This is a genomic window from Craterilacuibacter sp. RT1T (assembly GCF_023502145.1).
Taxonomy (GTDB): Bacteria; Pseudomonadota; Gammaproteobacteria; order Burkholderiales; family Chromobacteriaceae; genus Craterilacuibacter.
This window is the reverse complement of the sequence record NZ_JAMFLI010000001.1, coordinates 312,997-328,537: the sequence shown is the minus strand read 5'-3', so window position 1 is coordinate 328,537 and position 15,541 is coordinate 312,997. Positions and strand designations below refer to the sequence as shown.

Genomic DNA, 15,541 nt, shown 5'->3' with positions numbered 1-15,541 from the left:
TGCGCTATGGCAGGGATTTTTCTCGGGGATCAGTCGTCCCAGTGTTTCCAGTGTTTTTTGCGCTTCTTGCCATGGTAATGACCATAACTCTTATAACTTTTATTTTTAGTGGTCAACGCCACACCGGTACCCGCACCCAGCGCGCCGCCGATAATGGCTCCTTCGCGCCCACCTACCGCATTACCGACCAAAGCCCCCGTTGCGCCACCCAGCGCACCGCCAAGAATCACGTCGGTATTGGATGCGGCCAGTGCCCCGCCTGCCGGCAAAGCCAGCGCCGCCAGCACGACCCATGCTGCTAATTTCATCTTTGCCCCTTGGCTGACTTGCTATCAATGGCGGCATTGTAAGGCCAAGTCTGTCTCAAGGCGCAAAGCAAAGTGTTGCCATTTGTTGCACAGGAAACACTTGCTTCACATTCGCATCAAGTACGCGGCAAGGTCACGCCAACCTGACCCTGATACTTGCCGCCGCGGTCCTTGTACGACACATCGCACACTTCGTCGGATTCGAAGAACAGCACCTGAGCCACGCCTTCATTGGCGTAGATTTTGGCCGGCAACGGCGTGGTATTGGAGAACTCCAGCGTCACATAGCCTTCCCACTCCGGCTCGAACGGGGTGACGTTGACAATGATGCCGCAGCGCGCATAAGTCGATTTACCCAGGCACACGGTCAGCACCTCACGCGGAATGCGGAAATACTCAACCGTGCGCGCCAGTGCGAAGCTGTTCGGCGGGATGATGCAATAGCCTTTGCCCGACACCTCGACGAACGACTCCGGGTCGAAATTTTTCGGGTCGACAATGGTGCTGTTGATATTGGTGAACACCTTGAATTCGTCGGCGCAGCGGATATCGTAGCCATAGCTCGAGGTGCCGAAGGAAATGACTTTTTGCCCGTCCACTACCTTGACCTGATCATGCTCGAACGGCTCGATCATGCCGCGCTCGGCAGCCATGCGACGTATCCACTTGTCTGACTTGATGCTCATTTCGTTTCTCTTTGGCAAAATTCTGTAGCGGGCGATTCTACCCCAAAAGCCGGCGCGGTTGCGCAGGCGATGGCGGGAGAAATAGCTGGCATTTTTCCCTTATCAGGCAAAATCAGACTAGATAATAACCAAAAAAGCTTGAGCCAGATCATTGACATAGCTTGGGCACAGGCTTATGTTTGAGAACAATTATCAATAAGCATGAGTTGTACAGGGATGACGCTTGACAGACTACGCACCGGCGCGCATGGCATGGTCACTCGCCTGAATCTGGACGAAGAGACGCTGCACCGCGTCATGGCATTCGGCCTGACGCCGGGACAGACTTTCCATATCACGCGGCGCGCAGCCTTCGGCGGTCCCATCATGCTGGAAGTCGGCACCACCCATTTTATGTTGCGCGGCAAGCTGGCACGCCAGATCGAAGTCCAAGCTCAGGCATGAAACGTTTTGCCCTGATCGGCCAGCCCAATACCGGAAAATCCTCCTTGTTTAACCGCCTGACCGGGCTGTCGCAGCGCGTGGGCAACTGGCCGGGGCTCACCGTCGAGCTGGCGCACGCCAAACTATTGCTGGGCGGGCAGATGGTAGAGCTGGTGGATCTGCCCGGCATTCATGATCTGTCCGGTTATACCGAAGACGAGGCCGTGGTGCGCGACGTCCTGTCCGCCACGGCTTTTGACGCCCAGCTTATCGTACTCAATGCCTCCCAACTGGACCGGCAGCTGCCGCTGGCCATTCAGGCTATCGCCACCGGCATTCCCGCTCTGGTCGTGCTGAACATGGCCGACGAAGCCGAACTATTGGGCATAGACATCGACACCCAACAACTCGCCGCCCGACTGGGCGCGCCCGTTGTTCTGGTGTCCAGCAAGCGCATGCAAGGCTGGGACAGCTTCAAAAAAGCACTGGATAGCCTGGCCCGTAGCCCCCGGCCCGCCGTTAGTGCCCGGCTGGACGCCATCGCCGACACCCGTAGCGCGCAAAACCATGCCAGACAGGCGCTTGCCGGCGCCTGGCATTTGCCCCCCACCCTGCCTGCCCGCCTAAGCCACCGGCTGGACCATTACCTGATGCATCCGGTGCTGGGGCTAGGGCTGTTCGTGCTGATCATGGCGCTGGTTTTCAACGGCACTTACCTGCTGGGCGGCCCCCTGCAGGATGGCTTGGGCAGCGCGCTTGACTGGCTCAAAAATCACTGGCTCGCAAGTGCCGTCAGTCCCTTGCCGGCGTGGCTGCAAAGCCTGCTGCTGGACGGGGTATGGCAAGGGCTCAGTACGGTTCTGACTTTTGCTCCCATTCTGTTTGTGTTTTTCGTACTGATGGCCTTGGTGGAAGACAGCGGTTATCTCGCGCGCGCGGCCTATTTGACCGATGCACTCATGTCGCGCCTGGGACTGGATGGCCGTGCTTTTGTAATGCAATTGATGGGTTTTGGCTGCAATGTGCCGGCGATTATGGGCACGCGCGTCATGCGCGAGAAAAAGCAGCGCCTGCTGTCCATGCTGATCATTCCGTTTTCGCTGTGCTCGGCCCGCCTGCAAGTGGTGGTGTTTTTTGCCAGCACGCTGTTTTCGCCTGCCATCGCGCCATGGGTGCTGATGGCGTTTTACGCGGTCAGTCTGGCGGTAGCGATACTGACCGCACTGGTTTTCAAGGGGAAATATTGCGCCAGCGAAGCCTATCTGATGGAGGTGCCACCTTACCGCCTGCCCGGCATCAAGCATGTGCTGACCCGCGCCTATGGCGAGGTGCGCGCCTTTTTCGAGCTGGCTTCGACCTTTATCCTGCTGGGCGTGGTACTGGTCTGGCTGATGACCCATATCCATTTGGGCGGGCATACGCTAGCCGATCACTTGGGCATACTGCTGGCACCGGTGCTCGACCCTATCGGCATACGTCATGAGCTGGCCATTGCCCTGCTATTCGGTTTTGTCGCCAAGGAGATTCTGCTGGGCAGTCTGGCGGTGATCTACGGCGTCAGCGATGCCGGCCTCGCCACTGCCGTCGTGCAGCATCTGGACTGGGTATCGGCCATGAGCTTTGTGCTGTTCACCCTGATCTATGTGCCCTGCCTGTCGACCGTCGCCGCCATTCGGCGCGAGTCGCACAGCCTGTCGTTTACCGTCTTGTCGGCCAGCTGGTCTGTCGCGCTGGCCTGGGTCTTGTGCCTGGCCTTCTACCAGATCACCAGCCGCCTGGTGTAAAGCCCGCCCGGTAGCGCACAGGCGAGGCTGCTTGCCGCGCGGACCGTGCGGCCTTACACTGGCCGCCGCCACAGCGCCCTGATCCGCCACACAGCGGATCGCGCTTCCTCTTTGCTTTCCCCTGATCGTACTCATGCCATTTATTGCTTTGGGCCTTATGCCCGATCTCGCCCGCGCCGCTGGCGAAAAAAACTATTTGCAGCCGACCCCCATCCAGCAAACCGCCATTCCCGCGATCTTGCAAGGCGGCGATGTGCAAGGCTCGGCACCAACCGGCTCGGGGAAAACCGCAGCCTTTGCCCTGCCGCTATTGCAGGCCTTTAGCCAAAGCCGGCAGCAGATGCCGCGCAAGACCCAGACGCTGATTCTGCTGCCCACGCGCGAACTGGCGATCCAGATTGCCGACAGTCTGGCTTTTTTCGCCCGCCATCTGCCGCATACTCCCAAAATCATCACACTGGTAGGCGGCGTGGCACTGAACCCGCAGCTCATGGTATTGCGCGGCGGCGCCGATATCGTGCTGGCGACACCGGGGCGTTTGCTGGATGTACTTGCGCATAATGCGCTCAGGCTCAATCACGTCAAAACGCTGGTACTGGACGAAGCCGACCGCCTGCTGGAGCTGGGTTTCAGCGATGAAATCCGCCAGATCCTCGCGCTCCTGCCAGCCAAACGGCAAAACCTGCTGTTCTCGGCCACCTTCCCCTCTGGCGTCAAGGCGCTGACCAGCGGCTTATTGCAAGATCCGGTGCTGATTGATGTAGCGGCAAGCGATGCAGCCCCCCGCCCCGCCATCCGCCAGCGCGCCCTGATGGTAGACACAACCCGCCGCACCGCCTTGCTGCGCCACCTGATTGCCAGCGAAGCCTGGCAGCGGACACTGGTGTTTGTCGCCAGCCAGCATGGCGCACGTCATCTGGCTGAAAAGCTGGTCAAGGCGGGGCTGAAGGCAGAAGCCTTCCATGGCGAGCTAAGCCAGGGGCGGCGTAACCGGGTATTGGCTGAATTTCAGGATGGCAAGCTGCAGGTGTTGGTGGCCACCGATGTGGCGGCGCGCGGACTGGATATCACCGCGCTGGATGTGGTGGTGAACTATGATCTGCCGCGCGCCAGCGATGACTATATCCACCGCATCGGCCGCACCGGCCGCGCCGGCGCCAGCGGTCTGGCCATCAGCTTGATCACAGCGCAAAACGAAGCCCACTTCTATCTGATCGAAAAACGCCAGCAACAGCGCGTGGCGCGCGAACAGATTGCCGGCTTCGAGCCCGAGATGCCGGTTGTATCTCCGGCAAAAGCGGTGGCCGACGATAATGGCGGCATCAAGGGCAAGCGCATGAGCAAGAAGGACAAGCTGCGCGCAGCGCAGGCGGCAGGCTCAAGCCCAAACCGCGCCGATGCGTAACAGGGCGGCGGCAAAAGCGTCCGAGCCGAACAGCTCACCCGCCTCGGGCGGGCATACAAAAGCATGGCGCTCGCCTTCCAGCATGAAACTTAAGGCATAGGCGTGCAGATAGCCCCGGTCGGCGGGGCTGCCGCCATATAGCGCATCCCCCAGTATCGGCGCAGACAGGCTTTTCATCGCCACACGCAACTGGTGGGTGCGTCCGGTCTGCGGACGCAGCACAAACAGGCGCAAGCCCGGTGCGACCGACTCGGTACTAAAGCGGGTCACCGCCGGTTTGAGCTGGCTCGGGCATAGCCTCCAGGCTCCGCCGCGTCCCTTCTCCATATCACCCTTGATCCAGCCCTGCTTTTTCTGCGGCTTGCGCTCGGACAGGGCCAGATACACTTTTTCGACTTCACGTCCGGCAAAGGCCACCGACAAGGCCGCTGCCACCGCCGCCGAACGCGCCACCACCAGCAGGCCGGATGTCATCCGGTCCAGCCGGTGCACCGGCCACAAGGCTTCATCCGCCAGACCTGCACGCAAGCCTTCCATCAAGCCGGCCTCTTCGCCTTCGCGATGGAAGCTGACGCCGGGCAGTTTGCTGATAATGTAAAAGCGCGGATCGGTATGAATCAGCGTGTACATAGGCGGCAAGACGGCAGCGACATCGCTCATAGCGGATTTTTCAGTTGTTCGGCCGCAGCCATGCGCATCTGCTTGCGTATCTGCGCGGCCGCGAAGCGCTGCTTCTGCTCATCGGTTTCCAGCAACAAGGGCGGCACCGGCATGGCTTTGCCCTGCTCCATCGCTACCATGGTGAAGTAGCAGCTATTGGTGTGGCGCACGACACGGGTACGGATATTCTCGGCAATCACCTTGATGCCGATCTCCATCGAAGTACGCCCGACATAATTGACCATGGCCAAAAAGGTCACCAGTTCGCCGACATGGATGGGCTGCTTGAACAGCACCTGATCCACCGACAAGGTCACCGCATAATGGCCGGCATAGCGGCTGGCACAGGCATAAGCGACCTGATCCAGCAGCTTGAGCAAAGAGCCGCCATGTACATTGCCGGAAAAATTCGCCATATCCGGTGTCATCAGCACCGTCATGCTCAGCTCGCGCTGCCCCATCAAAACATCCATCTTCGTTTCCACTCCAGATCCGGCACAGAGGCCGAAACAATCATTAGCACATTCTATAATGCAAAAATAATGCAATTAGACGACAATTGCGCCCAATCACACGAAAAGCCCGACATCCTGCCGCAAAATACAGTGACAAGCCACTGGTAAGCGCAATGCGGGCTATCTACCATAGAGCAAGCGTGTCATCAGAGGCCATAGCAAATAAACACTCTGGCCCTCTCCCGCAACGCCTACCCAACAAAAACAGGAAACTCGCCATGTCTAAAATGTCTCTTCGCCTGACCGCTACCGTCGTAGCCGGTGCCCTTGCCCTCACCGCGTGTACCACCAACCCGATGACCGGCCAGAGTGAAATGAACAAAGCCGCAACCTATGGCCTGGGCGGCGCTGCCGTCTGCGGCGCTATCGGCGCACTGGTCTCCGGCAGCAAGGGCGCGCGCAATGCAGCGCTGGCCTGTGGCGCCCTCGGCGCCGGCGTCGGCGTATATATGGACAATCAGGAAAAAGAACTGCGTGCCAAGCTGGCCAACACCCAAGTTCAGGTTAACCGCGTCGGTGACCAGATCAAACTGGTGATGCCGGAAAACATCACTTTTGCACTGAACAGCGCCTCGCTCAATAGCGGCGCACAGCGCTCGCTCGCCGATGTAGCCGGCGTACTCAACCAGTATCCGGAAACCACCATCACTGTTAACGGCTACACCGACAGCACCGGCGCGCTGGCTTACAATATGAAGTTGTCGCGCGAACGCGCACAATCGGTTGCCAATATCCTGCGCAACAATGGCGTAGCCGGCAGCCGCATCGCAACCCAGGGTTATGGCCCGGAAAGCCCGGTTGCCAGCAATGCCACGGCAGCAGGACGCGCGCAGAACCGCCGCGTAGAAATCCTGATCAACCCCAAGCCGCAATAAACCCGCTTTTTTACATAAAAAAACCGCCGCTCCCGGTCAGGGGCGGCGGTTTTTTATCTTCCCGATTTTAAAGCAGCGCACCAATCAAAGGCGCCAGCAGCACCATCGCCACCCCGCACAACATCATGGTCAGGCTGGCCACCACGCCCTCTTCCTCACCGATCTCGCTGGCTTTGGCCGTGCCCGCACCGTGCGCGGCTGCGCCAAACAGCGCACCGCGTGCCAAAGGGCTACGCACCCGAAACAGCAATAACAACAACTCCCCCAGCGACATACCGACCACACCGGTGATCACCACGAAAATCGCCACCAGTTGCGGATTTGCCCCGAGATGGGCGGCACTGGCAAGGGCAAACGGCGTACTGACCGAACGCGGTGCCAGACTACGCACCACCGTTTCCGGCAGGGAAAAAACATGAGCCAGCCAGACCGAGCTACCCACACCGATCACGATGCCGGTGAACACACCGGCAAGCAGGGTGATCCAGTTTGTGCGAATCAGCGCACGCTGCTGATAAATGGGCACAGCAAAGGCGACGGTCGCCGGCCCCAACAGCCAGGTCAGGTAGCGCGTATCCTGCCAGTAGCTGGAAAAGGGGATACCGCTCAACAAAAGCAAAGACACCAGCAACACCGGCACCAGAAAAATAGGCGCCGACCACCAGCGCTTCAGACGCTGGTGCACATATTTAACCAATACATACAGCAGCAGCGTCACCAGCAGACACAGCACCGAACTTAGCGCAAACATAGCGCAGCCTCCATCCGCTTGGCACGCAGACGCTTAAAGCGCAGCAAGCGGTAACAACGGTCGACAACCAGCGCGGTTGACAGCATGACGCAGGCTGTCGACAGCACGATCACCGCCATAATGCGCACCCCGTTCTGCTCGAACAGCGCGGTAAACTTCACCACCGCTACCACCGCAGGGATGAAAAACAGCAACATCTCGGCCAATAACCAGCGCGAGCCTTGCTCGACCCAACTCACAGGCAGCCACTTGCCTTGCAAAGCCAGATACAGCAATACAAGCCCCAGCACACCACCGGGCAGGGCCGGCATAAAACGCTCGCACAAAATCTGGGCACACCACCAGCATAAGGAAAGCAAAATAACCTGCCATACCGTGCATAGCGTTTTTTTAAGCGCGGGAAACATGATCGTTATACTGTCGGGTGAACTGAACTAAACAGTGTATGCGCGGTCTTTTGATAGATAAAATGAATTAAACTAACAACAATCATTCCAGAAAGGAATGCATGGATATTCGAGCCTTACGTTACTTTGCCGCAGTCGTACGCGAACAAAGCTTTACCCGTGCTGCCGACAGCCTGTTTGTCACTCAGCCCACCATCAGTAAGATGGTGCGCCAGCTGGAAGACGAGCTGGGAACACCGCTTTTATTGCGCCAAGGGAAACACATCTCGCTGACCGATGCCGGCAAGGTCACGCTTGCCCGCGCCGAAGATATGCTGCACAGCATGCAGTTGCTCAAACGCGAACTGATTGACCTGTCTGAACTCAAATCCGGCGAACTGGTATTCGGCTTGCCGCCCATGGTAGGCGCCGCCTATTTTGCCCCTGTTGTCAGCCGCTTTCGCGAGCACTATCCCAAGATCGAACTCAAGCTGGTTGAAACCGGGGCGCTGGCAGTAGAAAGCCAGATACGCTCGGGAGAGGTCGAGCTCGGCATTGCCGTACTGCCGGTCAATACCGAGGATTTCAGCGCACTGGAGGTGGTGAATGAACCGCTCTGCCTGGTTGCACCGGCCAACTCGGCCTGGCATGGCCGGGAATCCGTTTTTCTGGCTGAGCTTACCGAACAGACGTTTGTACTCTATCCGCCAGACTTCACCCTGACGGCACATATTGCCGAAGCTTTCCGCCGGATGGAAAAGCCGCTAAACATTGCCGGCAGTAGCGCACAATGGGACTTTCTGGCCGAACTGGTCGGGGCCCGTCTCGGCATTACCCTACTCCCTTATTCAGTCGCCCAGCGCCTGAATCCGGCCAAATTCGACCTGATTGCACTTGCCGACGCCGATCTGAGGTGGCATCTTGCGCTGATCTGGCGCAATGGCGCCTATCTCTCACATGCCGCACGCGCCTGGATCGACACCACGCGCAGCGTATTGGCCCCGACTAAGGATGCATCATGAAACGCTGGATACTGCTACTCACGCTCACTTTGCTGAGCGCCTGCTCAACCTTGGGGCTGGAAAAGCCCAAGGTCAGCCTGGTCGACATCAAGCCCAGCAGTAAAAGCACGCTCTTCGAACAAGCTTTCGATGTCAGCCTGCGCATCAGCAACCCCAACGGTTTTGCGCTGTCGGGCAAGGGGGTGAAATTCACTCTGCAAGTCGATGACAAAAGGCTGGCTGACGGCATGAGCAATAAAGCATTTGAAATTCCGGCCCGCTCAAGCAGTGTCATTACGGTCAGAATGCACACCTCGCTGGCCGACTGGCTCAAGCAACTGGGCAATGCATTGGCTAGCCCGAATAGCGGCATCACCTACCAGCTGGAAGGTCAGATTACCGATGTGAACGGCATTGCCAGCCTGCCTTTTAGCAGCAAGGGCAACTGGTCTTTGGCCGAAAAAATGGGCTTCAAGCCTTAACGGACAAAAAGGCGGCGCACATCCCGTACGCCGCCTTTTCCTGCTCGACCCTATCAGCCGCACTTTAAGTGCAATACAACACCCGCCATTGCCGCCCGGCAAGTTTGCCCGCATCGTAAGATGCGCCTTCGCCTCGCACTACGCTTTAGCCTTGCCCGGCCCTGCGGCCAAGCGCATGGACATAGACGGCCATTAGGCATACCATTTGCAGTACATACACATAATCCATCCGATCCCACCCGGCACAAGCTTGTACGGGGGTCGGTGCGACAAGGTGACCATGATGCCCATTGTGCTTGGTTTGCTGATTGCGCTACATATCTGCTGGCCAGTCTGGCGTAAACAGCTAGCCAGCCGCCCTTTATGTGCAAGCGATTATGTACTGGCGCTGGCGATCGGCACGCTGGAGCTAGGCTTGATGGCCACGCAATACCATTCCATCTCGGTAGCCAGCACTTATCTGTTTGCCGGCATTCCCGCCACCACCTATCTGCTTGCAACATCGCTGGACATGTTTTCAGCAGAGTCTTGATTCAGTAAGGCCGGCCGAACTTAATAATTAATTGCGATTACTCGCCATATTTGATATAAAATTATTATCATTTATCATCGATATGGAGGCTGGCATGATGGCTGCGTTGCTGGGCATACTGGTTGCCGCCCATATCTGCTGGCCCATCTGGTACTGGCAACTACACGGCAAACCCTTGCGCCGTGCCAACTGGCTACTGGCCTTTTTGTTTGCGGCACTGGATCTTGGCTTTATCGCCAGCCAAATACAGGGTGAAACGGGGCAGGCTGTCCTACTGTTCTCCGGCATTCCTGCCGCCATCTATCTGTTGGCTTTCCTTAGCGAAAAGCGGCAGCAACAGCCCTGATCCAAAACATCTGGACGCCGCAGCGTCCAGTATCCGTTTAGCCCTTGGCGCTACGCGCACGCTTGATCATGATCCCGATCAGCACGCATACAATCACCGTCGTGGCACCAATCACAGCCAGGCTCGCCCGACCCACATTATCCGACAATAACAGCGTCCACAGTTCCATCTGACTTTCCTCCCGGCTCGCTTACAAAATATGCATTAAGATTAAGTTGACACGCAAAATGCCAACTTGATCAAGATCAAGCCCCGGCCAATCCCTTGCGCTGGCGCGCCAGAAAAGCATCCCTTATTGCCTACGGAGACCTGTATGCCGGCAATTGCAGTGATAGGAGGTGGCATCAATGGCGTGATGAGCGCATGGGCGCTGGCGCGCGCGGGGCACGAAGTCACCTTGTTCGAACGCGACACGCTGATTTCCCACACCAGCCAAGCTTCATCCAAGCTGCTGCACGGCGGGCTGCGTTATCTGGAAAACGGCGAGATTTCACTGGTGCGCCGTGCACTGGCCGATCGTGACTGGTGGCTGACACAAGACAGCAAACTGGCCAGTCCGCTGGCTATCTGCCTGCCGCTCTATCGCCATGCCCGCCGCGCGCGCTGGCAGCTAAAAACCGGCTTGTGGCTATATGACCGGCTGGCCGGGCACTCTGCCCTGCCCCGCCATGCATTTTTGCCCCCCTCGGTCCTATTGCAAAACGGTGACCGACTTTGCCCGCAGCAACTGCTGGGGGCCTACCGTTACTACGATGCGCAGATGGATGATGCCAAGCTGGGCTTATGGGCCGCAGAACAAGCGCGGGCGGCGGGGGTCAGCCTGCAAGAACATGCAAGCGTCAGCCGGGTCAGCTGCGATGGCAGCCTGCAGCTTGGCGGGCAGCAGCTGCAGTTTGACGCCATCGTCAATGCCTGCGGCCCGTGGGCCGAACGCTTGCTAAGCCAGAGCAAGATAGCCTGCCCACTGGCGCTGGACACGGTACGCGGCAGCCATATCGTGCTCGCGCGCCCCTTGTCGCAAGGCTATCTGCTGGAAGTACCGGACGAGCGGCGGGTGGTATTTGTCCTGCCGTGGCAAGGACAGACCCTGATCGGCACCACCGAACAGCGGCAAGCACCCGATGCGCCGGTCGAGTGCAGCGCTGCCGAAGCCAGCTACCTGCTCAGGCTTTACCAGCACTACTTTGGGCCGGCAAACGAAAACGAGATTTGCGCACGTTATGCCGGCATCAGGCCGCTACTGAAAAGCGCACACGACCCCAACCGCGCACAGCGTGAACACGCGCTGATTGCACAGGGCCGGCTGCTGTCTATATTCGGCGGAAAATGGACCACCTCGCCGTCACTGGCACGCGAGGTGGCTTTGCGCGTGGGGCAACAACTCGGAACATAAAAAAGCCGCCCGGTTTACCCGGACGGCTTTTGCTTTTGACTGGACGATAGATCAGATCATGTTCTTGCTTTTGAGCAGCTCGTACATGGTCTTGCCGATCTCGGCCGGGCTACGGGTGTAGGCGATGCCGGCTTTCTCGAAAGCCTTGAATTTCTCTTCGGCCGTACCCTTGCCGCCGGAAATGATGGCACCGGCGTGACCCATGCGCTTGCCCTTCGGCGCGGTGACGCCGGCGATGTAGCCCACCACCGGCTTGGTCACATAGGACTTGGCAAATTCAGCCGCTTCTTCTTCGGCCGAACCACCGATTTCACCGATCATTACGATCGCGTCGGTATCCGGATCATCCTGGAACAGTTTGAGCGCATCGATATGCGACAGGCCCGGGATAGGGTCACCGCCGATACCGATACAGGTCGACTGACCGAGGCCCAGCGCGGTGGTCTGCGCCACGGCCTCATAGGTCAGCGTGCCGGAGCGGCTGACGATGCCGATACGGCCCGGGTTGTGGATGTGCCACGGCATAATACCGATCTTGCACTCGCCCGGGGTGATGATGCCTGGGCAGTTCGGGCCGATCAGGCGTACGCCGGCTTCGTCCACGGCTTTTTTCACATACAGCATGTCCAGTGTCGGCACGCCTTCGGTGATGCAGACAATCAGCTTCACGCCGGAAGCGACGGCTTCAAGGATGGAATCCTTGGCAAAAGCTGCAGGTACATAGATTACCGAAGCATCCGCCTGGGTTTCACGTACTGCATCCTTCATGGTGTTGAACACCGGCAGGCCCAGATGCTCGGAACCGCCCTTGCCCGGGGTCACGCCGCCCACCACCTTGGTGCCGACCTTCAGCGCCTGCTCGGCGTGGAAAGTGCCGTTTTTGCCGGTAAAGCCCTGCACCAGCACCTTCGTGTCTTTATTTACGAGAACGCTCATCTTGATATCCTTGTTCGGTGCAGGTGATTACAGGGCAGCTACGGCGGCAACAATCTTCTCGGCCGCGTCGTTCAGGCCTTGGGCCGAAGTCAGCTTGAGACCGGACTCTTCCAGGATCTTGGCACCCAGTTCGGCATTATTGCCTTCCAGACGCACCACCACCGGTACCGTGACATTCACTTCCTTCACGGCCGCGATAATGGCTTCGGCGATCATGTCGCAACGCACGATGCCGCCGAAGATGTTGATCAGCACGCCCTTGACCGAGCTGTCGGCCAGAATCAGCTTGAACGCCTCAACCACGCGCTCCTTGGTTGCGCCACCACCCACATCGAGGAAGTTGGCTGGCTGGCCACCCTTGAGCTTGATGATGTCCATGGTGGCCATCGCCAGGCCGGCACCGTTCACCATGCAGCCGATATTGCCTTCCAGTGCCACGTAGTTCAGATCGAATTCGGAGGCCTTCACTTCACGCTCGTTCTCCTGGCTCTTGTCGCGCATGGCCAAAAGTTCCGGGTGACGGTACAGCGCGTTGGAGTCAAGGTTGATCTTGCCGTCCACACAAGCCAGTTCGCCGTTTTCGCGCAGCGCCAGCGGGTTCACTTCGAACAGGGCAAAGTCGTTTTCCATAAACGCGTCGTACGCGCCCAGCATCAGCTTGCTGAATGCTGCAATTTGCGCGCCCTTCAGGCCCAGTGCAAAGGCGCAATCGCGCGCCTGGAATGGCTGCATGCCAACCAGCGGATCGACTTCGACCTTGATGATTTTTTCCGGGGTTTCTTCGGCGACTTTTTCAATCTCGACACCGCCTTCGGTGGAGACCATAAACACCACGCGCTGGCTGCCACGGTCAACCACGGCGCCCAGATACAGTTCGCGTTCAACCGGGTACATGTCTTCGCATACCAGTACCGAATGCACTGGCTGGCCGGCAGCGTCGGTCTGATAGGTCACCAGATTGGAGCCGATCAGGCGCGCGGCTTCGGCAGCGGCTTCTTCGCGGCTCTTCACCACTTTCACGCCACCTGCCTTGCCACGACCACCGGCATGCACCTGGGCCTTCACCACGGCAAACTTGCCGCCGAGCGCATCGTAGGCGGCGGCAGCTTCTTCAGCCGTAGCGGCCAGAATGCCTTTTTGTACCGGCAGGCCGTAACGGGCCAGCAGCTCTTTCGCTTGGTATTCGTGCAGGTTCATTTATGGTTTCCTTTTATTGGAAATCGGATGGCCTTCATGAGCCATCCTGATTTTTTGCCCTAAAGCTTGCGCCTTAGAGCCTGGGCTTCGCTACGGGAAATCAGGGCGCGGCGTAACGTACACGGATGGCAATCAACAGCAGACCACCCACACACGCCAGCAACACAGGCCATTTCAGGCGCCGCCTGGCGGCACCCGACATGACATAGACCGAAACGGGGAAGGTCGCACCAGCCAAAAACAGCTTGATCCCCCGAATCCGGTCGAATACGCCGGCCTCATCAAAGCCGATTTTCACTAGCCACATCAAGGCGGCCACCAGCATCAGCACACCCAGCATGACTGCGTTGGCAATCAACTCCATCAGGCACTTTCATAAGCGCCAGCCCGGCAAGGCTGGCCGGATTCAATCAACCGTGCAGTGCGCGCTTATCCACAGCCAGCGCCGCTTCGTGCACCACTTCGGACAAGGACGGATGGGCATGGATAATGCGCGCCAAATCTTCGCTGGCCGCCTTGAATTCCATGGACACCACACCTTCGGTCACCAGCTCGGACACCATAGGCCCGATCATATGCAGACCAAGGATGCGGTCGGTCTTGGCACAGGCCAGGATCTTCACCGTGCCTTGCGCCTGACCCAGACCCAGCGCGCGACCGTTGGCGGCAAAGCCGGAAGAGCCCTTCTTGTACTCGATGCCTGCGGCCTTGAGCTGCTCTTCGGTCTTGCCGACCCAAGCGATTTCCGGACTGGTGTAAATCACCCACGGAATCACGTTAAAGTCGACATGCGGCTTCTGGCCGGCGATGCGCTCGGCCACGGCCACGCCCTCTTCCGACGCCTTGTGCGCCAGCATCGGGCCGCGCACCACGTCGCCAATCGCCCACACATTCGGCAGGTTGGTGTGGCAGTGATCATCCACCACCACAAAGCCGCGCTCGTCCAGCTGCAGGCCGACCGCGTCGGCCCCCAGGCCGCTGGTATTGGGCACGCGGCCGATGGAGACGATCAGCTTGTCGAATTCGGCTACCGTCGCTTCGCCGCCGACTTCATAGGCCACGCTGACCTTGTCGCCCAGATTCTTGATCTCGCCGATCTTCACGCCCAGCTTGATATCCAGCCCGGTGTTCTTGGTCAGCGTCTTGAAGGCTTCCTTGGCAATTTGCTGGTCGGCGGCGGCAAGGAAGGTCGGCATGGCTTCGAGGATGGTGACGTCGGCACCGACGCGCTTCCATACCGAGCCCATTTCCAGACCGATCACACCGGCACCGATCACGCCCAGACGGGCAGGCACGGCGTCCACATTCAGCGCGCCTTCGTTGTCCAGCACGGTGACGTTGTCGATGGTGACACCCGGCAACTGGCGCACGCTGGAGCCGGTGGCAACAATTACATGCGTCGCTTCAATGGTGTCGACCGTGTCGCCGTTTTTCACTTCCAGCTGCCACTTCTCGCCGCTGCGGCCCTTGAGCGAGCCCAGGCCATGCAGACTGGTCACCTTGTTCTTTTTGAACAAAAAGCCGATACCGGCGGTGAGCTTGTCAACGATGCCGTCCTTGCGCGCAATCATCTTGGCCGCGTCAAACTTGGCGCCCTCCACGCTGATGCCGTGTTCGGCAAAGTCGTGGGCGATGGCGTGGAAGTTTTCGCTCGACTGCAACAGCGCCTTGGACGGAATGCAACCGACGTTCAGGCAGGTACCGCCCAGCGACGGCTTGCCGCTTTTGCCGACAAAGGCATCGATACAGGCCGTATTAAAGCCCAGTTGGGCGGCACGAATAGCGGCAACATAACCGCCGGGGCCGGCGCCGATCACGACGACGTCGAATTGTTGGCTCATGGTGTATTCCCTTGATAGGC

Annotated in this window: 20 protein-coding genes; 9 read left to right on the top strand and 11 right to left on the bottom strand. The window is 58.8% G+C overall.

Going from position 1 to position 15,541, the window contains the following annotated elements; translation table 11 throughout:
- Positions 1–29: 29 nt before the first annotated feature.
- Both M3P88_RS01680 and dcd read right to left on the bottom strand, forming a co-directional pair.
- Complete coding sequence (locus M3P88_RS01680) at positions 30–308, bottom strand: YMGG-like glycine zipper-containing protein (RefSeq protein WP_249614348.1); 279 nt, start codon at positions 306–308, stop codon at positions 30–32.
- A 116-nt stretch (positions 309–424) separates the two neighbouring features.
- Complete coding sequence (gene dcd / locus M3P88_RS01675) at positions 425–994, bottom strand: dCTP deaminase (protein ID WP_124734180.1); 570 nt, start codon at positions 992–994, stop codon at positions 425–427.
- Between the two features lie 216 nt (positions 995–1,210).
- On the opposite strand from dcd, the gene M3P88_RS01670 reads away from it, so the two are divergent.
- From M3P88_RS01670 to M3P88_RS01660, 3 genes are all read left to right on the top strand, one after another.
- Positions 1,211–1,438 carry a FeoA family protein gene (locus tag M3P88_RS01670; protein ID WP_249614347.1) on the top strand — a complete coding sequence of 76 codons (228 nt, stop codon included), beginning with the start codon at positions 1,211–1,213 and terminating at the stop codon, positions 1,436–1,438.
- Positions 1,435–3,201, top strand: coding sequence for a ferrous iron transport protein B (gene feoB, locus M3P88_RS01665; protein ID WP_249614346.1), 1,767 nt, complete (start codon positions 1,435–1,437; stop codon positions 3,199–3,201). Before M3P88_RS01670 ends, feoB begins: the two co-directional genes overlap by 4 nt.
- A gap of 157 nt (positions 3,202–3,358) precedes the next feature.
- Positions 3,359–4,606, top strand: a complete 1,248-nt coding sequence (locus M3P88_RS01660) for a DEAD/DEAH box helicase (RefSeq protein ID WP_249614345.1) — start codon at positions 3,359–3,361, stop codon at positions 4,604–4,606.
- Here the strand turns inward: M3P88_RS01660 and M3P88_RS01655 are convergent.
- Positions 4,580–5,236 (bottom strand): TIGR01621 family pseudouridine synthase, encoded by a 657-nt coding sequence (locus M3P88_RS01655; protein WP_502798937.1) that lies wholly within the window; start codon positions 5,234–5,236, stop codon positions 4,580–4,582. The genes M3P88_RS01660 and M3P88_RS01655 overlap by 27 nt on opposite strands.
- 26 nt (positions 5,237–5,262) lie before the next feature.
- The gene (locus tag M3P88_RS01650) at positions 5,263–5,739 is read right to left on the bottom strand and encodes an acyl-CoA thioesterase (protein ID WP_249614343.1); all 477 of its coding nucleotides are present in this window, start codon (positions 5,737–5,739) and stop codon (positions 5,263–5,265) included.
- 260 nt (positions 5,740–5,999) lie between these two features.
- Here M3P88_RS01650 and M3P88_RS01645 point away from each other — a divergent pair, with 260 nt between their 5' ends.
- Positions 6,000–6,656, top strand: a complete 657-nt coding sequence (locus M3P88_RS01645) for a YiaD family glycine zipper/OmpA-like lipoprotein (RefSeq protein WP_502798934.1) — start codon at positions 6,000–6,002, stop codon at positions 6,654–6,656.
- A 67-nt stretch (positions 6,657–6,723) separates the two neighbouring features.
- Here the strand turns inward: M3P88_RS01645 and M3P88_RS01640 are convergent, their stop codons facing one another.
- The gene (locus M3P88_RS01640; protein ID WP_249614342.1) at positions 6,724–7,407 is read right to left on the bottom strand and encodes an LrgB family protein; all 684 of its coding nucleotides are present in this window, start codon (positions 7,405–7,407) and stop codon (positions 6,724–6,726) included.
- Complete coding sequence (locus tag M3P88_RS01635) at positions 7,395–7,814, bottom strand: CidA/LrgA family protein (protein WP_249614341.1); 420 nt, start codon at positions 7,812–7,814, stop codon at positions 7,395–7,397. Before M3P88_RS01635 ends, M3P88_RS01640 begins: the two co-directional genes overlap by 13 nt.
- Positions 7,815–7,915: 101 nt before the next feature.
- On the opposite strand from M3P88_RS01635, the gene M3P88_RS01630 reads away from it, so the two are divergent.
- The 4 genes from M3P88_RS01630 to M3P88_RS01615 all read left to right on the top strand — a co-directional run bounded on the left by M3P88_RS01630 (position 7,916) and on the right by M3P88_RS01615 (position 10,154).
- Positions 7,916–8,815, top strand: coding sequence for a LysR family transcriptional regulator (locus M3P88_RS01630; protein WP_249614340.1), 900 nt, complete (start codon positions 7,916–7,918; stop codon positions 8,813–8,815).
- On the top strand, positions 8,812–9,276 hold the full coding sequence (locus M3P88_RS01625; RefSeq protein ID WP_249614339.1) for an LEA/WHy family protein: 465 nt from the start codon (positions 8,812–8,814) through the stop codon (positions 9,274–9,276). The genes M3P88_RS01630 and M3P88_RS01625 overlap by 4 nt, the downstream gene beginning before the upstream one ends.
- Positions 9,277–9,559: 283 nt before the next feature.
- The gene (locus tag M3P88_RS01620; RefSeq protein ID WP_249614338.1) at positions 9,560–9,808 is read left to right on the top strand and encodes a hypothetical protein; all 249 of its coding nucleotides are present in this window, start codon (positions 9,560–9,562) and stop codon (positions 9,806–9,808) included.
- Between the two features lie 94 nt (positions 9,809–9,902).
- Positions 9,903–10,154 carry a hypothetical protein gene (locus tag M3P88_RS01615; protein WP_249614337.1) on the top strand — a complete coding sequence of 84 codons (252 nt, stop codon included), beginning with the start codon at positions 9,903–9,905 and terminating at the stop codon, positions 10,152–10,154.
- A 37-nt stretch (positions 10,155–10,191) separates the two neighbouring features.
- Here the strand turns inward: M3P88_RS01615 and M3P88_RS01610 are convergent, their stop codons facing one another.
- A complete protein-coding gene (locus M3P88_RS01610) occupies positions 10,192–10,323 on the bottom strand; it encodes a DUF3149 domain-containing protein (RefSeq protein ID WP_124734170.1) in 132 nt (43 codons plus the stop codon).
- A 144-nt stretch (positions 10,324–10,467) separates the two neighbouring features.
- Between M3P88_RS01610 and M3P88_RS01605 the strand changes: the two genes are divergently transcribed.
- Complete coding sequence (locus M3P88_RS01605) at positions 10,468–11,547, top strand: FAD-dependent oxidoreductase (protein ID WP_249614336.1); 1,080 nt, start codon at positions 10,468–10,470, stop codon at positions 11,545–11,547.
- A gap of 51 nt (positions 11,548–11,598) precedes the next feature.
- Here M3P88_RS01605 and sucD read toward each other — a convergent pair whose 3' ends face one another.
- From sucD to lpdA, 4 genes are all read right to left on the bottom strand, one after another.
- Positions 11,599–12,483: a succinate--CoA ligase subunit alpha gene (gene sucD / locus M3P88_RS01600; protein ID WP_124734168.1), complete on the bottom strand. Its 885-nt coding sequence runs from the start codon at positions 12,481–12,483 to the stop codon at positions 11,599–11,601.
- A gap of 27 nt (positions 12,484–12,510) precedes the next feature.
- Positions 12,511–13,680 carry an ADP-forming succinate--CoA ligase subunit beta gene (sucC, locus tag M3P88_RS01595; RefSeq protein WP_249614335.1) on the bottom strand — a complete coding sequence of 390 codons (1,170 nt, stop codon included), beginning with the start codon at positions 13,678–13,680 and terminating at the stop codon, positions 12,511–12,513.
- 100 nt (positions 13,681–13,780) lie between these two features.
- Complete coding sequence (locus tag M3P88_RS01590) at positions 13,781–14,044, bottom strand: hypothetical protein (RefSeq protein WP_249614334.1); 264 nt, start codon at positions 14,042–14,044, stop codon at positions 13,781–13,783.
- A gap of 46 nt (positions 14,045–14,090) precedes the next feature.
- Positions 14,091–15,521, bottom strand: coding sequence for a dihydrolipoyl dehydrogenase (gene lpdA / locus M3P88_RS01585; RefSeq protein ID WP_249614333.1), 1,431 nt, complete (start codon positions 15,519–15,521; stop codon positions 14,091–14,093).
- Between the last annotated feature and the right edge of the window lie 20 nt (positions 15,522–15,541).